Below are 19120 nucleotides of genomic sequence, written 5' to 3'. Positions count from 1 at the left end.
AGCTATAGGGACTGAAGCATGGTGGGAACGACAAGAACAGAGCCATGCTCACTGAGAGGTAGGTTGCGTGCTGTTACAACAGACAATTAGGCGCCTTCAGTTTATCCAGTCTTCAAGAAAAAACAGTATGGTGGTAGTGTAAATTTACCTAGTCTGCTTTTCTCTGGAAAGAGGGGATTGAGTACTTTTAGGCAAAAGGGAACTGCCTCGCCGACTGATGGGGAGATAAACACCTCGGCTCGAGTGAGCTCGCCGAACACTAGAACTTGTAAGTGTTGTCGATAAACCAAGGGCAAGAATCTCTGCCCTTTAGGGCGGGGGTATGTCAATCTGTATAAAATAGAGGGCGGCAGTAGTTGAGGTATCAATGGCAAACCCTGTGCGGTGGGAACTGGATTTCTATTCCCGCCCTGTCCTAGATGAAAATGGTAGAAAGATATGGGAGTTGTTGATTTGCAATCCCGATCGGTCTTTTACTTATGTGCAACGCTGTCCCCCAGATACTGTTAACTCTGCCTGGCTAGGGCAAGAACTGAGTCAACTCCTGCAGCAAACAGGCGTAACTCCCCTCAAGGTGCGTTTTTTTCGCTCTAGCATGACCAACATTATCACTAGAGGTTGTCAACAGGCGGGATTATTACCCCAGGCTTCGCGGCGACTCTTTGCTATGGCGGACTGGTTGCAGGAACGAATGGCAACTGTCTATCCCCAGGAATCCGGTTTCCAAGCTCCTGACCCCAATCCCCTCCCCTTGACCCCCCCTGGTCAAATCGTGCCCCAACCCCTTCCCGCGGCCCTTGTTGCCGATCGCTGGCAGGTACTTTCCCTCCCAGGGGCGGAGTTGCAGAGGGCAGAGGAATGGGATATGGATTTTGGTGAGTTGTTCCCCTGTCCCCTCCCGCCTGAGCAGATTATCCCAGGGGTGCTGCTGGTTTCCCCCAGAGCTACTGCTATTGCCGCCTGGATGTCGGGGGTTGACCCTGTGTTTCTGCGCTTCTATCCCCGTAACGATCGAGTACAGTTACGCCTAGACGCTGGTGCCGATAGTAGTTGGATCGTGGCAGATATTCCTGACCTAGAGGTGGCTGCCCAGTTTGAAACTGCCAAACAGGAGGCAGGGGGTGTCCATTTTCTCTGTCTGCAGAGAACACCAGCGGAGGAAAAGTTAGCGGGATTTTGGCTGTTAAAACAGATTTAGGTGTGCAAAGGGGGAAATTGCCATGACTCAAACAGTACCGATTCTCAAAGCGGAAAATCTCTGCAAACGCTTTGGTGGTGTCCAGGCGGTTTATGAAGCGGGTATCGAGGTACCGCGGGGTAGTATCACGGGCTTGATTGGTCCCAACGGTGCCGGCAAGACGACGTTTTTTAATTTGCTCTGTAATTTTATTCCCCCCGATCGGGGGCGTGTCTATTTTGACGGCTATCCCATCGGGAACAAGTCCCCCCACCAAATCGCCCAGCTGGGCATGGTCCGCACATTCCAAGTACCACGAGTGCTCGCCCGTTTGACGGTCATGGAAAACATGCTACTGGGTGCCCCCAATCAGACAGGGGAGAAGTTCTGGAATGTATGGTTACGGGGTAAAAAAATTGCCCAGGAAGAAAGACAACGGCGGGAAGAAGCCAGGGAGTTTTTAGCTTCCGTTGGTTTAGAGGAGATGAAAGACCAATATGCTGGTAGTCTGTCGGGGGGACAGCGCAAACTCCTGGAATTAGCTAGAACCTTGATGACCAGACCCAAGTTAATCCTCCTAGATGAACCAGCCGCTGGTGTCAATCCCGCTCTGCTAGAAAGTATCTGTGATTACATTCAAACCTGGAATAGAGATGGCATCAGTTTCCTCATTATTGAACATAACATGGATGTGATCATGTCTCTGTGCAGTCACATTTGGGTCTTGGCAGAAGGACAAAACCTTGCCGATGGTACTCCCCAGGAGATTATGCACAACGATCGGGTCCTAGAAGCCTACCTAGGTAGAGACTAGGGCAGTTTGGGACAGACAATTCTGTAGAGTTTGCAACAAATCTCCTTCCAAAAATGGTTTGGTCAGGTAGTGATTAGCCCCTAGTAACTTGGCAATGCCCCGATGGCGTTCCCCCGCCCTGGAGGTGAGCATGATTACAGGTAACCGATCGGCACTGTATTCTTTGCGACAGTTAGTTAAAAATTCAAATCCATTCATCACAGGCATTTCCACATCGCAAAAGACAGCTTTGATGTTGTGTTTTTTCAACTTGTCCAGCGCCTCTTGTCCATCCCCCGCTTGCACCACCTCATAACCTGCCCGTTCTAGGGTTAGAGCCAAAGTTTGTCTGGCAGTGAGAGAATCATCAACCACTAAAATCGTGGGCACAGCCGCTCGGTGAGACTCGCCAACCGCAAAGCTCACAGTAGGAACAGTAACTGGCGTAACCGCGGGAGCACTGCCCTGGGTTTCTAACCACTGACTGATGAGGGCAGCAGTATCCAGGACAGGTACCAGTGAACCATCCCCCAAAATCGTACAACCATAAAAATAACTGGGATGGGGAATGAGGGGACTAAAGGGCTTGATCACCAGTTCCTGTTCGGTAATGATCTGTTCTGCCAGCAAGGCGATCGTTCTGTTGCCCAGGGCAATCAACAGTAACGGTACAGTGTCTTCAGGCAAATCTAAACCTGCCTGCACTTTACTGACAACAGCGGGGAGCGGATAATGACTTCCCAAAAAATGGCTGGGATATATGGGCACCAAGATTCTGTCATAGCGGTAGAATTCTTTCCCCCATATTGTCTCAATTGCCGATCGGTCGGTGGAAATGACAGATACTAGAGAATCCACGGGCACTGCCAACGGGCGACCCTGTACCCGCGCAATCAACAACTTACTAATCGTCAGGGTAAGGGGGAAGCGCAAGGTAAAGACTGTTCCTTTCCCTACCTCCGACTCGATCGTGATACTACCTTTGAGGGCCTGCACTTGGGACAAGACAGCATCCATACCCATCCCTCGCCCCGACAGGTCGGTAACTTTATCCGCTGTGGAAAAGCCAGGGGCAAAGAGTAATTCATAAATCTGCTGCTGACTTAAACTCTGGGCTTGGTCAGGGGTGATAATTCCCTTTTCAATCGCCTTGCTGACTACCTTTTGGGGGTCAATTCCTCTGCCGTCATCCTGTACTACAATAAACGTTTGGTTACCCTGGTGATAGGCGCGAATTTCAATCATGCCCTCCTCTGCTTTGCCCAGGGACGCTCTCTCCGCAGGAGAATTTTCAATACCGTGATCAAAAGCATTGCGCACTAAATGTACCAGGGGGTCATAGAGTTTTTCGAGCATCTGTTTGTCCACTAGGGTGTTTGCCCCCACTACTCGACAACTAACTGCCTTCTGATATTTCAACGATAAATCCCTTACCATGCGGGGGAAGCGATTCAATATATCCCCCAGAGGCAACATGCGTGCCCATAGTAAGTCATTTCTTAACTGCCGTAGGGTCTGTTGCTTTTTCCGTTGAATGTTTCTTGCCTCCTGAGCAACCAGGGTAATGTCCTGTACCTTTTCCCCCATCTGGGCAATCTCTTCGATAGATTCCTGAATCATGGTGTACAGGGGACTATAGTAGTCCATTTGCAGGGGGTCAAATTCTTGATCCTGAGTGCGCAGGGCATTTCTCACCTGAATTTTCTGACTTTGGTCTAACCAGGTTTGCAGATTGCGATTCAGTCGTTCAAAAATAGTAAAGCGTTCTTGGAGTTGTTTGATGGCACTCTGTAATTGTTGTAGCTGTAGTTCTGTGCCATTTTCCGCTGTCACTAATTCCCCTACTAAGTTGTTCAACCGCTCTAACCTCTGCAAATCTACCCTGATCACTTCTGTCATCTGGGCAGGTGTACGATCGGGGGCAGTTTTTTCAGCTCTCTGGGGTTCTATCTGGGGAGCAGGTTCTCGCCTTGCTATAGGCGCTGTCCTTGCTTTTTCTTCTGTCAGCCAATTCTCTGCATCACTGCTGGTAGAAGCTACTTGAATGATGGTGACTTCTTCCTCCTCTCCCCCCTCTGGTAGCCAGTCCTCTATGTCGCTAGTAATCTCTGTCAAATCCTGCAAGACAGTTGATTCTTCTTCTTCTGTCAGCCACTCCCCCAAATCCGCCACCAGATTGTCCTCCATAGGCTCGATCGGTAGGGTAAAGTCTTCTTCTAGCCAACTGTCAAAGTTTAATTCTTCCGAGGGCAGGAGGCGGTCTTTTTTTTCCGTCTGGAGGGCTGCTGGTGATTCCGTCCATCGCAGTAGGTCAGGGCTGGGCTTTCCCCCCTCTTGGCGGTCTCCTGCTAAAACTTGGGCTTGGGCAGCACGGAAATTAGCAATAGCAATGGGGGCAATCTCTCGGATGTGCTGGGGATGTTGATTGATAGCTGCTAAGACCGCCCGGGCAATGGCGGTAAACCCTGGTAGATTCAACAACTCGCCAATGCCAGCAAATACCTCTGCTTCTGCCCGAAATTCGCCTACTACCTCTGCTTGGGGGTCTTGCAACACACTCTCTAGGTGCTCAATGCCCTGTTGCACATCCCCACTAAAGACTACTGCCGCAATATCTACTCCCAATTCTGCCGCCGTCGGCAGAGCTTTGTCTACCTGATGCAGACTTTCGCCTAGGAGGGCTTCTAGGGTCTCAAAGATGGGTTGGGCATGGGCAAGAGCATCGGCTTCATTGTATGTGCCCGTTTGGATTTGTGCCATTAAGGGAGTACGCAGGGCATCAAAGGCATGCAGGAGAAGTTCTTCCATGTCCCGATCGATTTCCCCCTCCCAGTTGTAAAGAGCACGAAAGACATCTTCCAATTTGTGAGCAATTTTCTTAATCCCTTCTAGTTCGACACTAGCTGCTCCCCCCTTGATGGAATGGGCTGCCCGCATGATTCTATGGACATTGGCAGTGCTCCGATCGTTTCTGAGGGTAAGTAAACCTTCCTCGATCGTATGTAAAAACTCTGTTGCCTCTTGACAGAAGAACTGGTACGCCTGGTCGCGAATTTCGGGATTGATAGCCATCGCTCATTGTCTGCCTGTACTGCCACAATTTTAGCTTAGCTACCCCCCAAGTCCCACAATTTGACTGTCAAGTCAGCGGCACTGGAAGCCAAATAACGACCATCGGGACTAAAACTGAGACCAATGACCCAATCTTTGTGGGCGTTGAGTTTGCTGATTTCATTGCCCTGGTTATCCCAGATACGCACGGTGCCATCCTGCCCCGCTGAAGCTAAAAACCTCCCATTAGGGGCAAATCGCACCCGCCGTACTACGTTGCCATGCCCCTGTAAAACTACGGACTTGCCACTTAAACTCCACAACCTAATGGTGCCGTCATTGCTGGCGGAAGCGATCGTTTTGCCATCGGGACTAAACACCACATCCCTCACCCACTGGGTGTGACCGCGAAACTGATTGACTAATCGCCCCTGCCCATCCCAGAGCCTCACGGTGTTGTCACTGCCCCCCGTAGCAATAAATCTGCCATTGGGGCTGAAACTGGCACTCCACACTGCTCCCTGATGCCCCGTTAACGTCATAAGCAACTGTCCCTGCAAATTCCATAACCGTGCCGTACCGTCAGAACTAGCCGTCAAAATCCGATCGCCCTGGGGACTGAACTGAGCCTGGTTTACCCAGTCTTTGTGCCCCTTCAAGACAGTGACAAGTTGCCCCCCCTGGTTCCATACCTCCGCTGTGCCATCCTGCTTGCCAATCACTACTAAACTACCATCGGGACTGAAGCTCCCTGACCACAAAATACTGTCATCCCTCCGTAGCGATCGGGTCATGTTCCCCTGGTTGTCCCACCACCGTATCTGTCCATCAGAGGAAGTGGTTAGTAGGCTGTTGCCATCGGGACTGAAGCTAACACTAGTCACACTGGTGGGATGGGCGATAAAACTCCTGACTTCTCTGATCTTGAGATGTAAAGATTGCACCTGCACCAAAGTTTCTGCTCCCACCCAGCGCGGTTGATGATAGGCACCAAAGATTGTGGCAAAACCCATCCCCAAACATAAACAGAAGATAAACACCATAACAGGCACCAGGGGAACGCCAGAGCGACGTAAATAGTAAACCGTATTGTCTGTGATTTGCATGGACAGTAGCAACTCTCTGGGGTTAAGTTAACCCACAGACACAACAGACGAAAACTGCCTGTAATGAACCTTAGCTTTTACTCAGGTTTTTGTGAACTTTCTTGTATTTCTATAAAAAAGCTCTTACAAACCCTCTAGGGGAACACCCAGGAATTTTGCCAACTCTGCCGCCCGTTCTTCTAAGACAGATAGAGGGAGGGGGTCACGCACCTCCGTTAGGGGGATGTCCCGTTTGCCTTTCACTTTCAAATACAGTTCTCGCCGCGGATTTAAGCCACCCCTAATTTCTACCCGCACAGCCAGCACATCCTGTAAGGGGTATTCTAAATGAATTACGCGATTTTTGCCCCAAAAGCCCCGCCGATGAATGGTGACAATGCCCTTGCTCCGATCGAATTCGTTGTAACCACCCCCTACGTCTAGAATAATCACCAGCCAGAGGTAAATGTCTAACAAAATGCCCGCAATGCCATAGAAACTAAGTGCCAGCCCCTGGGGAATAAATTGCAAATCCTTGAGGTCGGCGGTGGGAAGCAGGTCAACCTGGAAAAAGCTAGATAGTCCTCCCAAGGTAAAACCAATGCCGCCGATCGCTACCACCACAGCGAAAAAGTAGTTACTGAAGCGACGGGAACCAAGAATACTATAGCGCAGAACTTCAGTAGTCATACAGTCGTTTTAATCTACGATTCCATTCTGCCAGCCCTGGGCGCAATGAGGTATGTCAGGGTTGAACTTGTACTCCTTTCCAAAAAGCAATGTAGCCTTTGATATTTTGGGCAGCGGGTTTGGGGTCGGGGTAGTACCAGGCAGCGTTGGGATTGACTTTGCCATCCACAACTACGTTGTAGTAACTAGCTACTCCCTTCCAGCCACAGGTGGTGTGATGGTCGGATGGTTGTAAGTATTCTTTTTTTACCGCTTCGGGGGGAAAGTAGTAGTTGTTTTCTACAATCTCACACCGATCGGACTCAGCAATCACTGCCCCATTCCAAATTGCTTTCGCCATAAGTTTCACCTAAACTGCCCCCATTCTATCAATGCTGCTTGGTTGGTTTAACCTCTCTCCTGTAGGATTCTCTTTGCTTCCTCTAGTTGTAGTTTCACCTGTTCTAGGGCAGTACCACCGTAACTGCGGCGGGCAGCTACTACATGTTCAGGAGTGATAGCGTCGTAAATGTCCTCACCAAAAAGAGGATGAAATGCTTGCCACCGATCGAGGGGGAGTTGTTCTAACAAAATATCTTCTTCAATGCAAGTTTTGACGATGCGTCCGACAATGTTGTAAGCCTCCCGGAAGGGGATGCCCTTGGCAGCTAGGTAGTCAGCCACATCCGTAGCATTGGAAAAGTCACTGTGTACCGCTCGATAGAGGGAATCAACCCGAAAAGATAAACCCTCTTGCAGCAGGATGGTCATCGCCTGCAGACAGGCACGCACAGTTTTAACAGTATCAAAGAGAGGTTCTTTGTCTTCCTGCATATCTTTGTTGTAGGCAAGGGGTAAGCCCTTGAGGACAGTTAATATGGCTTGTAAATGCCCAAAGACGCGCCCTGCTTTGCCCCGCACTAACTCTGGCACATCGGGGTTTTTCTTTTGGGGCATGATGCTGGAACCTGTGCTGACCCGATCGCTCAGCAGGACAAACTGAAATTCCTGGGATGACCAGAGAATTACTTCTTCCGCCAGTCGACTCAAATGCACCATGATCAGGCTACTGGCACAACAAAACTCCACCACAAAATCCCGATCGCTGACACTATCTAGGCTGTTGCGGGTCACTCCTTGGAAGTTGAGTAGCTGGGCAGTATAAGCCCGATCGATGGGGAAAGTGGTGCCTGCCAGTGCGCCTGCCCCCAAAGGACAGATGTTTACCCGTTGGTAGATTTCTGTGAGGCGTTGGTAGTCCCGTTCTGCCATTTCAAAGTAGGCTAGCAAATGATGGGCAAGGCTAATGGGTTGTGCCCGTTGCAGGTGCGTATAGCCAGGAATGAGGGTATCTAGGTGGTGTTCTGCCAGGTTCACTAAAGTTTGCTGCCAGTTGTGGAGGTCAGATTTAATGAGCTGAATTTGTTCCCGCAAGTACAGGCGGACATCAGTAGCTACTTGGTCATTGCGAGAGCGGGCAGTGTGCAGTTTTTTACCCAGGTCACCAATCAGTTCTGTCAGCCGTCTTTCCACCGCAAAATGCACGTCCTCTGCCTCTATGCCTGGTTGAAAGGCACCCGATCGGTATTCCTGGCGGATTTGTTCTAAACCCTTGACAATTGTGTCTGCTTCCTCGGGGGTGAGGATGCCCTGGTGCGCCAACATTTGGGCGTGGGCTTGGGAGCCTGTGATGTCATATTCCAACAAAGCAATGTCAAAGGGGATGCTGGCGTTAAATTCCGCAATGGCGGGGTGCAAAGCTAACTCAAACCGTTGACTCCAGGGGGCAGACATATCATTACTCAGTGAAATTACCTAAATTTAACTTATCCTGATCCCAAATTCAATGCGTAGGGTAAGATGTTGCCACTGCTGTTTCACACAATCAATCGGTATGCGTCTGTCGCAAATGCTGTGGGTAACGCTGCGGGAAGACCCTGCGGATGCGGAACTCCCTAGCCACAAATTGCTGGTGCGCGCTGGCTATATCCGTCGGATTGCTAACGGGATTTATGCCTACTTGCCCTTGATGTGGCGAGTTTTACAGAAAATCAGTGATATTGTGCGGGAAGAAATGCACCGATCGGGTGCCCAGGAGTGCCTACTACCCCAGTTACAACCAGCCGAGCTGTGGCAGACCTCAGGCCGTTGGGATACTTACACCAAGGCGGAAGGGATTATGTTCTCTCTAACCGATCGGGCGGAGCGGCAGCTGGGTTTAGGACCGACCCACGAAGAAGTGATCACCGCCATTGCCAAGGACATGATCCGCTCCTATCGCCAGTTACCCCTCCATCTTTATCAAATTCAGACCAAATTCCGTGATGAGATTCGCCCCAGGTTTGGCTTGCTGCGGGGCAGAGAATTTATCATGAAAGACGGCTATTCCTTCCACACCAACGAAGCCAGCCTCAAAGAGACCTATCAGGAGATGTACAACTGCTACAGCCGTATCCTCAGACGGTGCGGGCTGGAATTTCGGGCAGTGGAGGCAGATTCAGGGGCGATCGGTGGCTCAGGCTCCCAAGAGTTTATGATTCTGGCAGAGGCGGGGGAAGACCAAGTCCTATACACCGAAGATGGACAGTACGCTGCCAATGTGGAAAAAGCTGTGTCTTTACCACCCGATCCTGTGGTGAGTTCACCGGTAGAATTCCGCCGAGTGGCAGCACCCAACACCGCCACGATCGAGACCATGGCTGCTTTTTTGCAGGTACATCCCACCCAAATTGTCAAACAAGTTGTCTATCAAGCTGTCTTGGATAATGGCAAAACCCTGTTGGTCTTGGTCAGCATTCGCGGGGATCAAACCGTCAACGAAGTCAAACTAGCCAACGAAATTACCAAACGTGCCAACAACTACGGTGCTAAAACTCTCCTGTCTTTGAAAGTAGCTGACGCGGAATCCCAAAAGCAGTGGCAGAGTCAGCCTTTACCTGTGGGTTACATCGCCCCTGACCTGAGTGATGACTACATTGCTAAGCACCCTGCAGTGATAGCCAAGTTCCTGCGGCTAGCCGATCGAACAGTAGTTGACCTACACAGTTTTGCTACTGGCAGCAATGCGACAGATTTCCATGTGGTAGGGGCTAACTGGGGGAAAGAGTATGTCCTGCCTGAAGTGGTTGACATTCGGCTAGCCCAGGCAGGCGATCGGGCAGTACATGACCCCAGCCAAACCTTGAAAGTAGCACGGGGGATTGAAGTTGGGCACATCTTTCAACTGGGTACCAAGTATTCCCAGGCTATGGGTGCTACCTTTACGGACGAAACCGGGGCAGAAATTCCCCTGGTGATGGGCTGCTATGGACTGGGGGTATCTCGCCTTGCCCAAGCGGCGGTGGAACAGTCCCACGACCAAAATGGCATTATCTGGGATGTAGCGATCGCTCCCTATCAGGTAATCATTGCTGTCCCCAATATCACCAACCCTGAGCAGATGGCGGTAGCAGAAAAACTCTATCAAGCATTGCAGCAGGCAGGGATGGAAGTGCTCCTAGACGATCGGGATGAGCGAGCAGGCGTGAAGTTCAAAGATGCTGACCTAGTGGGCATTCCCTATCGCCTTGTGCCTGGCAAATCTATTGCTCAAGGAGAGGTAGAAATATTTACTCGCAAAACCGGCAAGACAGAGAATGTAGCCATCGATCGGGTTGTGGATTGGTTACGGGAGGCAATAAGAGCAGCCCTAGCCAAGTGATCCCCTGTAAGGTAATATCGGAGTGGTAAGGGGGAGGAATTTTTATGACCTGCAGGCGGTGGTTGCTGGGGCTATCTCTGCTGACGACTTTACTCTGGGGATGTAATCCAGGTGGCGGAGGACAGCAGCCAGGGATTAAAATCCAGCTCCTCTTTGGCAGTGCCCTCAAAGAATTTTGCACCGAAGCCCAACAAAAATTACAACAACAACCCCTCAAGCTAGACAACGGCAAACCGATCGGGATTACCTGTGATATTAAGGGATCGGGGGATGTAGTCAACGAAGTGGTGGGATTAGCTAAGCAACTGAAACAAGGAGGAATCAGCCCTGATGACCCTAGATTTCCCACCCTCATATCTACTGACGGGGAAATTTATCTCTCCCAACTGGCTTACCAAATCAATCAAATCTTCCCTGGACAAAACTATATCCCTGATGTCACAGAAGCACCTCTAGTGGTCAATTCCCCCATGGTCTTGATGGTGCCGGAAAACCTTGCTGCTCCGATTGAGAAAATAGCTGATGCTCCCTACCGTGCCCTCGTCAATGCCAGGACTTTCAGAGACCTAGACCCTAATGCTCCCCCCCAAGCCATCAACTTTGTCCATACAGCTCCTACCCGATCGAATTCCGGCCTGCAAGCTCTAGTTGCCCAATTTGTGGAAGTATCAGGCAAACGCCCCGAACAGTTGACAGTTGATGATGTGAAAAAATATCAAAGTCAAGTTGCCAAAATTCAGAGCAAAGTTACGCGCTACGGCACTTCTACAGGGGCACTGGCAAAAGCCATGGCTACCAATGGACCGTTCTGGGCAGCTCTAGGGGCAGTCTATGAATCTTCGGTCATTGAAGCTAATAAAATTCTTCCCCCTGGGCAGCCTAAATTCAAAGCCATCTATCCCAAAGCGACCTACAGCTCCAATATGCGGGTAGTTCTACCCAAAGCACCCTGGGTGAGTGAGGAAGAACGCCAAGCGGCAGAGAAGGTAATTGAATTTTTACGTTCCGCTCCCATGCAAGAGATAGCTGCCCAGAAAGGACTACGTCCCGGTGTTCCTGGAATCAGCCTAGGCACACAATTCACACCTGCTAATGGTGTAGAGACCCAGCCTAATTACGACTCCCTACGATCGCCCCGTCCTGAGGTGGTAGATGCCATGATCAAAGCCTGGGTAGAGGTAGCGAAAAAGCCTTCTATGGTAGTGGCAGTAATTGACAGTTCTGGCTCCATGGCAGGGAACAAGATGCCCAGTGTGCAAGCTGCTCTGCAAAGCTACATAAATTCTCTTTCCCCCAAAGACAAACTCGCCTTCATTGACTTTGATTCAGAAGTTCGTCCGCCTGTCCTCATTGATGGCACACCTGCAGGGAAAGCCAAAGGCATAGAATTTATCAATCAAATCAAGGTAGATGGAGGGACAAAACTCTACGACGCCACCATAGAAGGGTTGAAATGGCTGCGTCAGAACCGCCGTCCCGATGCGATTAATGCTGTAATTGTGATGACTGACGGTGAAGATAATGGTTCTAAGATCAGTTTGAACAGTTTGATAGCAGAAATTCAAAAGAGTGGATTCACCACTGATGACCGTATTTCTTTGTTTACGGTTGGTTTTGGTGCTGAAGGGGAATTTAACCCCAATGTGCTACAAAAAATTGCTAGCGTAGGTAATGGCTATTACTCCAAGGGGGACCCTGAAACCATCAATCAAGTTATGGCGAACTTACAGACGGAGTTCTAAGCTATGAGATGGAAGCTAGCTAATCCCCTGGAATACCCTCTGGTAGTACTGGCGGCAGGGATTCTATTAGTACTGGGAGGAAGATTTGGGCGTATACCACCAGTAGTGATGATCCCGATCGCTGCCCTTGTGGCTACGGGGGGAGCTGGCTTTCTCAAAGCTAGGGAGCCAGAACGATTGAACTTGGGTGACCCCAAACTAGAGCAGGAAGTAATGGCAATCAAACGATCGGCAGTTGCCTTGGTGCAGAGGGCAGAATCTATGCGGCGGGAAGCGGCTACTCTGCTAACTGAACCTGACCAGATAGATTTACTAGTAGCGATTCAGGCAGCCTGCGATCGGGTGATGGAATTGCCCTACAAGATTGATGAAATTGCGCGGCGGTTGGGCAAAAACGAGGTTATGTTATCGGTAGCCGAGATAGAAGAGCAACTACGGCAGGTGATAGCTAAGCAAAATACTGTCACATCAGAAGCAGGGAGAGCAAAATTAGCTAGCCTAGAAAGAACACTGCGCCACAATCTAGAATTAGCTAGAGAAGGGCAAGATTCCCGCCAAATTCAAATTGCCAACTTAATGGAATGGGTAACGGAATCAGGAGGTCTATTGCAGAAAATGCAGAATAAAATTCGCACGATCGGTACCAAAAGCACTTCTGAGCTACTAGAATTACGAGAACTTAGTGATCAACTTAACTCCTGCCAAGAGAATGTGACAATGCTAATGAATTGAAATGGTTACCACTAGCAAGCGCCTATCTTTCGCCGAATACCTAGACTACAGTGATGGCACAGATACCCATTACGAACTAGTGGAGGGAGAATTATTCCCGATGGCGTTGCCCACTGGTAATCACGGCAGGCTAATTAAGCTGCTAGAGAAACTGTTGGATGCTGAAATTGAGAAAGCTAACTTACCATACATTGCTGTGTGGGATGTGGGCGTACGTTGTGGGTCGGACACAGTGAGGATCCCTGATTTGATTGTGATGCAACTATCAGACTGGGAATATCTACAGGACAAACCAGCCGTACTTGACCTCGATCGCTATCCCTTACTAGTTGTGGAAGTTGTTAGCCCCTCCACCCAAAACATTGACTATCGCACCAAACGCAGTGAATATGCCGTCCGTGATATTCCTGAATACTGGCTTGTTGACCCTCTGGACAACAAAATTTCTGTTCTGGTGAACACCGATCGGTGGTATGACCTGCAAGAATATAGCCTAGGAGAAGCGATCGTGTCCCCTTTGTTTGGCACTCTCACCGTTTTTAAGAACTGAAAAAGAGTTACTATTAATCCGAAGTAACAGGATTACAAAAAAAGGAACATGCAGGAGTGATCAGGACTAATAGAAAAATTCCTACGATAGTGGAGTTGAGAGAGTCAATTTAGTTTTGCCGCAGGGGATGAAGTTCATGAGTAGTGAGTGATTTGTCTATCCTTATTTTGTATTTATGTTTTAATAACAAGAAGAAGATACTTGCGCTGGCAATGGACGAGTCATACAATAAATCATCATTTTAGTTACAGCCAACTATCACGTTATGCTAAAACCTGAGGTGGCTACAAATTTAGTTAGAGATAATCTACCAAACTGGGGTACAACTGACCTAAGCTTAGCTCACCCAAGGGACAGCATACTGGCTATAAATATCACAACCGATCGGGACTATCCACCGATCGATCGCGTGATGATGGATGGAATTAGCCTAGCATGGGAACAGTACCATAAAGGACAAAGGGAATTTCCTATCATTGCTACTGCCACTCCAGGAAAACCACCCCTACAACTGACTAACCCCCATAGTTGTATAGAAGTTATGACAGGGGCACCTTTACCTGGTGGTTGCGACCTAGTAATTCCCTACGAATACTTGCGAATTCAGGCAAAGACAGCATTCATTGTACAGGAGGAAAACTGGTCACCCTATGCCAATATTCATCGCCAGGGAACCGATTTGAGCGCTGGGCAATTAGTATTAGCAGCTGGTACAGCTCTGCAGCCACCCCAGTGGGGTATTCTTGCCTCTCTGGGCTATACAGAAATTACAGTAAAAAAGTTGCCTCGCACACTTATCGTCACAACAGGAGATGAATTAATCCCACCTCATCAAACACCCAAACCCTATCAGTTGCGACAATCTAACATTTATGCCCTACGATCGGCACTCCTTAAGCATGGGTATCAAGCGGCAGATGTAGACACTATTGTTTTACCAGATGATTATCAGATGCTAAAAGAGCACTACCAAAAAGCCACCCAGAATTATGAACAGTTGATTTATACAGGGGGAGTTTCTCAGGGTAAGTATGATTTTCTGCCTTCTATCTGGTCAGAGGTGGGAGTAACCTGTTATGTCCACGGTGTCAAACAACGCCCAGGAAAACCTTTTTATTTTGGTGTAGACCACAACTACAAAACTGCTATTTTTGGACTGCCGGGTAATCCTGTATCTAGTTTGGTTTGTTTGTATCGATATGTTCTGTCTGTTGCACCCCGCTGGGCTAAGTTAGCTACTCCTGTAGTCTTTCCCCTACCCCTCACCTATTTTCTACCAGTTAGAATTAGTTACAGTCCCACTGCCGAAGTCCTAGCTACCCCCGTGCCTGTAAATAACTCAGGTGATTTCCTCAGCTTAGCTAACACAGACGGTTTTATAGAATTACCTAGCGATCGGGATGAATTTAACGCAGGAGAATGTTTTCCCCTGTATTATTGGTAGTATGGAAGTGAGTGGAAGACTATGCTAGAAATCGATCGGCTGCCGACTAGTGAAGAACTGCCTGATTCTGATGAAACGCCTGTGGATAATGAGTTACAGAACTATATTCCCAACCTATTGTTGTTTACCCTAGATTTTATTTGGCGCGATCGGGAGGATTGGTACTTTGGGGCAGATATGGGAATTTATCACACAACGGGCGGTAACCACTGCATTCCTGTTATCCCTGATGGTTTCTTAAGCATTGGTGTACCGCGTTACAAAGGTAGTGGTGGTCGCAGAAGTTATGTCCTGTGGGAAGAAAATTATATTCCGCCCATCTTAGTCCTAGAAATTGTTTCCCACAACTATAACAATGAATACACAGAGAAACTAGAAATTTATCGCAGGCTAGGGGTACTTTACTGTGTAATTTACAATCCCTTTTTCTACCAACACGATCGGCGTAATCCTTTGGAAATTTACAAGCTTATAGCAGGGGAATATGTGTTGCAGGTAGGCGAGCCTTATTGGATGCCAGAAATAGGTTTGGGCTTAGGTAGATACCCTGCTACTCCTTATGAGCTGCTGGGATGGTTTAATCAGGAAGGCGATCGCTACCTTACACCTGACGAAGTGGCTAATTTAGAAAGAAAGAGGGCTGATAAAATGCAGAAGGAACTAGAAAGCCTCAGACAAAAGCTTAAGGAAATGGGCATAGAAAATGAGCAGTGAGCAGTTAGTGGATAAATATGGGCGGATTATACGCAAGTTGCGGCTATCAATTACCGATCGGTGTAATTTACGCTGTCGCTACTGTATGCCCCTAGAGGCTCAATTTATGAGTAAAGATGAGTATTTACAGCCCTGGGAATACACGGAAATTGTAAGAGAGCTAGCTGAACTGGGAATAACTACTGTGAGAATAACGGGGGGCGAGCCGCTACTACGTAAAGAGTTTCCTGAGATTATTGCTTGCCTAGCTACCATACCTAATTTGGAACTAAGTCTCACCACAAATGCGGTTCTTTTGGAGCGGTTCCTGCCACTATTGCAGCTGTATAACGTAAAGAAGCTAAATATTAGTTTGGATAGTCTTAAAGCTGATACATTCCGATCGATTACCTATGGTCAATTTTTAGATAAAGTCAAACAAGCAATTGAAACAGCAGTAGCAAAGGGATTTCAGGTCAAGCTAAACATGGTAGTCATGCGCCATTACAACGATGGGGAACTGGTTGATATAGTAGAGTATAGTAAACGGCTGCAAGTGGAGATACGATTTCTGGAGTTAATGCAGATTGGTTATGCTTGTCATTTACCGCAGGAAACCTTTGTCAGTGCACAAGAAATGATTGATAAATTGCAAGGATATTATCGATTCATACCGATTACTAGTGCCCCAGACAGTACTGCCTTTCGCTTTAAGACAGAATGTGGAGCAACGATCGGTTTTATTGCCTCTGAATCCCAGCCCTTTTGCGGACATTGTTCCCGTTGGCGGTTATCAGCAGATGGAATTTTAAGGGCTTGTCTGTTTCGGGAGGAGGGAATTGCCTTGAGGGGTATGAGCAGGGAGCAAAGGTACAGTGCCTATCGACAACTTTTAGGTATGAAACCAACGACGAGGGGGCAATCTGTCAGTCATGCCATGTACCAAATTGGAGGCTAAAATGTTTTCCCATATTAATTCCCAGAATCAACCCCAGATGGTGGATGTTAGTCACAAAGAAATTACCGCTCGGCGAGCTGTAGCTCAGGCTATCATTAGACTTCCCGCTGGCTTTCTCCAACATATGGAGAGGGGGGAAATACTGACAAAAAAGGGAGCAGTACTGCAGACAGCTATCATTGCAGGCACCATGGCAGTAAAAAGGACGGCAGATGCCATTCCTTTCTGTCATCCCATCCCTATTACTAGTTGCCAGTTTCACACGGAAGTTTTACCACAAACCGATCGGGTAGAAGTTTACCTCCGCTGTGAAGTAAAAACCAGCGATCGTACGGGGGTAGAAATGGAGAGTTTGCACGGTGTAACTATAGCTGCCTTAACTGTTTACGATATGTGCAAGTCTGTCAGTCAGGAAATTGTTATTCAGGAGATTAAGCTCCTGGCTAAAAGTGGAGGTAAGAAAACTTTAGGGCAATATCCTCTCTATGGTTTGGTGCTGACGGGGGGTAAAAGTAAGCGCATGGGTAGAGATAAAGCCCTCCTAGAATATCGTGGTAAACCCCATGCCCAGTACCTCTATGAGTTACTGCAGGAATTCTGTGACCGTGTTTTTCTATCAGCCCGATCGGGTCAGTGGCAAAACACCCCCTTAGCCGATTTACCAACTATTTATGATAGCTTTCCTAGCGATGGACCGATTAGTGGTATGCTGACTGCTTTTCAAGCCTATCCCCAAGTGAATTGGTTAGTAGTGGCTTGTGATTTACCTTATTTAGATGAACAGAATTTAGCTCCCCTAGTAGAAAAATACCGTGAAGATGTAGTGGCTAATTGCTATTACCATCCGCAGAAAAAATTTCCTGAAGCATTGTGCGCTATTTATACCCCCCAGGCTTTCTCTGTATTTAACAAGTACTACAATGAGGGGGTGATGTGTCCTGTGCAGATTCTTGCCCAATCTCCCTGTCAGTTATTAGAGCCACCTTCCCCCCACACTACTGCTAACATTAATACCTTAGCTGAGTATGAGGAGGTGCAGGTAAATGTCCAACTCTAAAACTATCAAATTGACATACTTTGCCCATCTGCGCGATCGGACTGGCATTTCTGAAGAAAGTCGGATCACAGAGGCAAGCACTTGTGAAGAGCTATATCAGGAGTTGCAACAGGAATACCAGTTTTCCCTATGTCTTAGCCAACTGAAAGTAGCAGTTAATGATGAATTTGCTGACCTAACTCATGCAATTAAGCCAGGTGATCACATTGTTTTTATTCCACCTGTGGCGGGGGGTTAGTGATGACAGCATAATACCCAAGTGGCAGGAGCATTTTTATAATGTTCTTTCTTCCAGATTGGCAGACGATGTTTAATTTCATCGATAATGTAAGCAGCACCTTGAAAAGCTTCCTTGCGATGGGTGGATGTAGCACCTACCCACACTGCTATTTCTCCTAGCTCTAACCTGCCGTAACGATGACAAGCAATAGCCCCATACAAGGAAAACTTAGCCACTGCCTCCTGTACAATTCTTTCACCTTCTTTGAGGGCTAATTCTCGATAAACTTCGTATTCCAGAGCTAAAACTTCTTTGCCGTCATTATGGTTGCGTACCCACCCCGCAAAAGTAACACAAGCTCCTGCCCCATGATGCTCCAGTTTTGGCATTAACTGCTCAGGCACGATCGGTTCTGTTGTCAGACTAAACAACATTATTTCCCTCCTACTGCAACAATAAAAACTGAAAAATATCCGCTACCGTTACCTGCCAATCTGATAATACATCAAGTACAGGCAAACGATCGTTACCCGCCTTCATTTCTGAAATATCATCGCTCGTATAAGTCGATGGGGAATCACTAGCTGGCCTAACTCTGACCCATTAGTGATAGCAATGCCAATTTTGTTCATCAATCTTAGCGGTGATTGTTCTGGCGCTAGAATTTCAATCAACCAATCGGGTACAGAGGTGACAACATCAGCAACTGTACCATCCGCCTGGAAAGGGATATTTTCCCATCGTAGAACAACAAGGTCAGGCACGATCGAGACATTAGCGAAGTTGCACCGTAACTCAGGAAAAGCCAAAGCTAACTTAGCAGGTTTAGCAATACAATTGATAGCGGTAGCAATTTGCATCTGTAAAGTGCTATGGTGCAACTTGGGCATGGGTTTAAGAAAAATTTCACCCGCAATAAATTCACTAGCAGGCTCCGTTTCAGGTAGAGCTAAAAACTCCTCTAGGGTAAGTGGCTTAATCTGTTTATGCCCGATCGTCATAGTCACTGTCTCCCCATAAAACTAGGATAAACCACAAAGGCTAGAAATATAAATATGAAATTTTACCTTTGCTATCCACTCTAATTCACTAATTCAACAAAGGCATAGACAAACGGTGGAAAAATCGCCCAGGAAGTCCTAAAGTTGCTGCTCCACTGGTTGGTTAGGGTTAATTTTACTGTCTATACAAGATAGTAATTGTTTCTATGCAAAAACTGTATAGGAACTCAGAAAAAGTAGCTAAGTTT

Annotated in this window: 18 protein-coding genes; 11 read left to right on the top strand and 7 right to left on the bottom strand. The window is 48.0% G+C overall.

Annotation, left to right across the window (positions count from 1 at the left end):
- Positions 1-367: 367 nt before the first annotated feature.
- Together NZM01_09210 and NZM01_09205 are read left to right on the top strand one after the other, a co-directional pair.
- Complete coding sequence (locus NZM01_09210; GenBank protein ID MCS6960213.1) at positions 368-1198, top strand: Tab2/Atab2 family RNA-binding protein; 831 nt, start codon at positions 368-370, stop codon at positions 1196-1198.
- A 22-nt stretch (positions 1199-1220) separates the two neighbouring features.
- Complete coding sequence (locus NZM01_09205) at positions 1221-1991, top strand: ABC transporter ATP-binding protein (protein MCS6960212.1); 771 nt, start codon at positions 1221-1223, stop codon at positions 1989-1991.
- On the opposite strand, the gene NZM01_09200 is transcribed toward NZM01_09205, so the two are convergent.
- The 5 genes from NZM01_09200 to argH all read right to left on the bottom strand — a co-directional run bounded on the left by NZM01_09200 (position 1977) and on the right by argH (position 8569).
- Positions 1977-5042, bottom strand: a complete 3066-nt coding sequence (locus NZM01_09200; GenBank protein MCS6960211.1) for a hybrid sensor histidine kinase/response regulator — start codon at positions 5040-5042, stop codon at positions 1977-1979. The genes NZM01_09205 and NZM01_09200 overlap by 15 nt on opposite strands.
- A gap of 35 nt (positions 5043-5077) precedes the next feature.
- Complete coding sequence (locus tag NZM01_09195; GenBank protein ID MCS6960210.1) at positions 5078-6127, bottom strand: WD40 repeat domain-containing protein; 1050 nt, start codon at positions 6125-6127, stop codon at positions 5078-5080.
- A 123-nt stretch (positions 6128-6250) separates the two neighbouring features.
- A complete protein-coding gene (locus tag NZM01_09190; protein MCS6960209.1) occupies positions 6251-6796 on the bottom strand; it encodes a photosystem I assembly protein Ycf4 in 546 nt (181 codons plus the stop codon).
- Positions 6797-6851: 55 nt separating this feature from the next.
- A complete protein-coding gene (locus NZM01_09185) occupies positions 6852-7136 on the bottom strand; it encodes a DUF427 domain-containing protein (protein ID MCS6960208.1) in 285 nt (94 codons plus the stop codon).
- 47 nt (positions 7137-7183) lie between these two features.
- The gene (gene argH, locus NZM01_09180; GenBank protein ID MCS6960207.1) at positions 7184-8569 is read right to left on the bottom strand and encodes an argininosuccinate lyase; all 1386 of its coding nucleotides are present in this window, start codon (positions 8567-8569) and stop codon (positions 7184-7186) included.
- 100 nt (positions 8570-8669) lie between these two features.
- Between argH and NZM01_09175 the strand changes: the two genes are divergently transcribed.
- The 9 genes from NZM01_09175 (at position 8670) to moaD (ending at position 17889) form a co-directional block, all read left to right on the top strand.
- Complete coding sequence (locus NZM01_09175; protein ID MCS6960206.1) at positions 8670-10475, top strand: proline--tRNA ligase; 1806 nt, start codon at positions 8670-8672, stop codon at positions 10473-10475.
- A 44-nt stretch (positions 10476-10519) separates the two neighbouring features.
- On the top strand, positions 10520-12217 hold the full coding sequence (locus NZM01_09170; protein MCS6960205.1) for a VWA domain-containing protein: 1698 nt from the start codon (positions 10520-10522) through the stop codon (positions 12215-12217).
- A gap of 3 nt (positions 12218-12220) precedes the next feature.
- The gene (locus tag NZM01_09165) at positions 12221-12949 is read left to right on the top strand and encodes a hypothetical protein (protein ID MCS6960204.1); all 729 of its coding nucleotides are present in this window, start codon (positions 12221-12223) and stop codon (positions 12947-12949) included.
- 1 nt (position 12950) lies between these two features.
- Positions 12951-13499 carry a Uma2 family endonuclease gene (locus NZM01_09160; GenBank protein MCS6960203.1) on the top strand — a complete coding sequence of 183 codons (549 nt, stop codon included), beginning with the start codon at positions 12951-12953 and terminating at the stop codon, positions 13497-13499.
- Positions 13500-13764: 265 nt separating this feature from the next.
- Complete coding sequence (locus NZM01_09155) at positions 13765-14943, top strand: molybdopterin molybdotransferase MoeA (protein ID MCS6960202.1); 1179 nt, start codon at positions 13765-13767, stop codon at positions 14941-14943.
- 21 nt (positions 14944-14964) lie between these two features.
- The gene (locus NZM01_09150) at positions 14965-15657 is read left to right on the top strand and encodes a Uma2 family endonuclease (protein MCS6960201.1); all 693 of its coding nucleotides are present in this window, start codon (positions 14965-14967) and stop codon (positions 15655-15657) included.
- Positions 15647-16594 (top strand): GTP 3',8-cyclase MoaA, encoded by a 948-nt coding sequence (gene moaA, locus NZM01_09145; protein MCS6960200.1) that lies wholly within the window; start codon positions 15647-15649, stop codon positions 16592-16594. Before NZM01_09150 ends, moaA begins: the two co-directional genes overlap by 11 nt.
- Position 16595: 1 nt before the next feature.
- Positions 16596-17651: a cyclic pyranopterin monophosphate synthase MoaC gene (moaC, locus tag NZM01_09140; protein ID MCS6960199.1), complete on the top strand. Its 1056-nt coding sequence runs from the start codon at positions 16596-16598 to the stop codon at positions 17649-17651.
- Positions 17638-17889, top strand: coding sequence for a molybdopterin converting factor subunit 1 (gene moaD, locus NZM01_09135; protein MCS6960198.1), 252 nt, complete (start codon positions 17638-17640; stop codon positions 17887-17889). Before moaC ends, moaD begins: the two co-directional genes overlap by 14 nt.
- Here the strand turns inward: moaD and NZM01_09130 are convergent.
- Both NZM01_09130 and NZM01_09125 read right to left on the bottom strand, forming a co-directional pair.
- The gene (locus tag NZM01_09130; GenBank protein MCS6960197.1) at positions 17886-18305 is read right to left on the bottom strand and encodes a molybdenum cofactor biosynthesis protein MoaE; all 420 of its coding nucleotides are present in this window, start codon (positions 18303-18305) and stop codon (positions 17886-17888) included. The two genes, moaD and NZM01_09130, sit on opposite strands and share 4 nt — an antisense overlap.
- 102 nt (positions 18306-18407) lie before the next feature.
- A complete protein-coding gene (locus NZM01_09125) occupies positions 18408-18872 on the bottom strand; it encodes a Uma2 family endonuclease (GenBank protein MCS6960196.1) in 465 nt (154 codons plus the stop codon).
- Positions 18873-19120 lie beyond the last annotated feature (248 nt).

Origin of the sequence: Pseudanabaenaceae cyanobacterium SKYG29, assembly GCA_025055675.1 — a bacterium.
Taxonomy (GTDB): Bacteria; Cyanobacteriota; Cyanobacteriia; order Pseudanabaenales; family Pseudanabaenaceae; genus M5B4.
The sequence above is the reverse complement of the archived record's forward strand: the minus strand, read 5'-3'. Positions and strand labels throughout refer to the sequence as shown.

Excerpts from the sequence above, each read along its gene's own strand:
- NZM01_09210 (MCS6960213.1), top strand. The coding sequence starts at position 368 with ATGGCAAACCCTGTGCGGTGGGAACTGGATTTCTATTCCCGCCCTGTC.
- moaC (MCS6960199.1), top strand. The coding sequence starts at position 16,596 with ATGTTTTCCCATATTAATTCCCAGAATCAACCCCAGATGGTGGATGTT.
- NZM01_09170 (MCS6960205.1), top strand. The coding sequence starts at position 10,520 with ATGACCTGCAGGCGGTGGTTGCTGGGGCTATCTCTGCTGACGACTTTA.
- NZM01_09190 (MCS6960209.1), bottom strand. The coding sequence starts at position 6,796 with ATGACTACTGAAGTTCTGCGCTATAGTATTCTTGGTTCCCGTCGCTTC.
- NZM01_09200 (MCS6960211.1), bottom strand. The coding sequence starts at position 5,042 with ATGGCTATCAATCCCGAAATTCGCGACCAGGCGTACCAGTTCTTCTGT.
- NZM01_09205 (MCS6960212.1), top strand. The coding sequence starts at position 1,221 with ATGACTCAAACAGTACCGATTCTCAAAGCGGAAAATCTCTGCAAACGC.
- NZM01_09155 (MCS6960202.1), top strand. The coding sequence starts at position 13,765 with ATGCTAAAACCTGAGGTGGCTACAAATTTAGTTAGAGATAATCTACCA.
- NZM01_09160 (MCS6960203.1), top strand. The coding sequence starts at position 12,951 with ATGGTTACCACTAGCAAGCGCCTATCTTTCGCCGAATACCTAGACTAC.
- moaD (MCS6960198.1), top strand. The coding sequence starts at position 17,638 with ATGTCCAACTCTAAAACTATCAAATTGACATACTTTGCCCATCTGCGC.
- argH (MCS6960207.1), bottom strand. The coding sequence starts at position 8,569 with ATGTCTGCCCCCTGGAGTCAACGGTTTGAGTTAGCTTTGCACCCCGCC.
- NZM01_09130 (MCS6960197.1), bottom strand. The coding sequence starts at position 18,305 with ATGTTGTTTAGTCTGACAACAGAACCGATCGTGCCTGAGCAGTTAATG.
- NZM01_09175 (MCS6960206.1), top strand. The coding sequence starts at position 8,670 with ATGCGTCTGTCGCAAATGCTGTGGGTAACGCTGCGGGAAGACCCTGCG.
- NZM01_09125 (MCS6960196.1), bottom strand. The coding sequence starts at position 18,872 with ATGACGATCGGGCATAAACAGATTAAGCCACTTACCCTAGAGGAGTTT.
- moaA (MCS6960200.1), top strand. The coding sequence starts at position 15,647 with ATGAGCAGTGAGCAGTTAGTGGATAAATATGGGCGGATTATACGCAAG.
- NZM01_09150 (MCS6960201.1), top strand. The coding sequence starts at position 14,965 with ATGCTAGAAATCGATCGGCTGCCGACTAGTGAAGAACTGCCTGATTCT.
- NZM01_09185 (MCS6960208.1), bottom strand. The coding sequence starts at position 7,136 with ATGGCGAAAGCAATTTGGAATGGGGCAGTGATTGCTGAGTCCGATCGG.
- NZM01_09165 (MCS6960204.1), top strand. The coding sequence starts at position 12,221 with ATGAGATGGAAGCTAGCTAATCCCCTGGAATACCCTCTGGTAGTACTG.
- NZM01_09195 (MCS6960210.1), bottom strand. The coding sequence starts at position 6,127 with ATGCAAATCACAGACAATACGGTTTACTATTTACGTCGCTCTGGCGTT.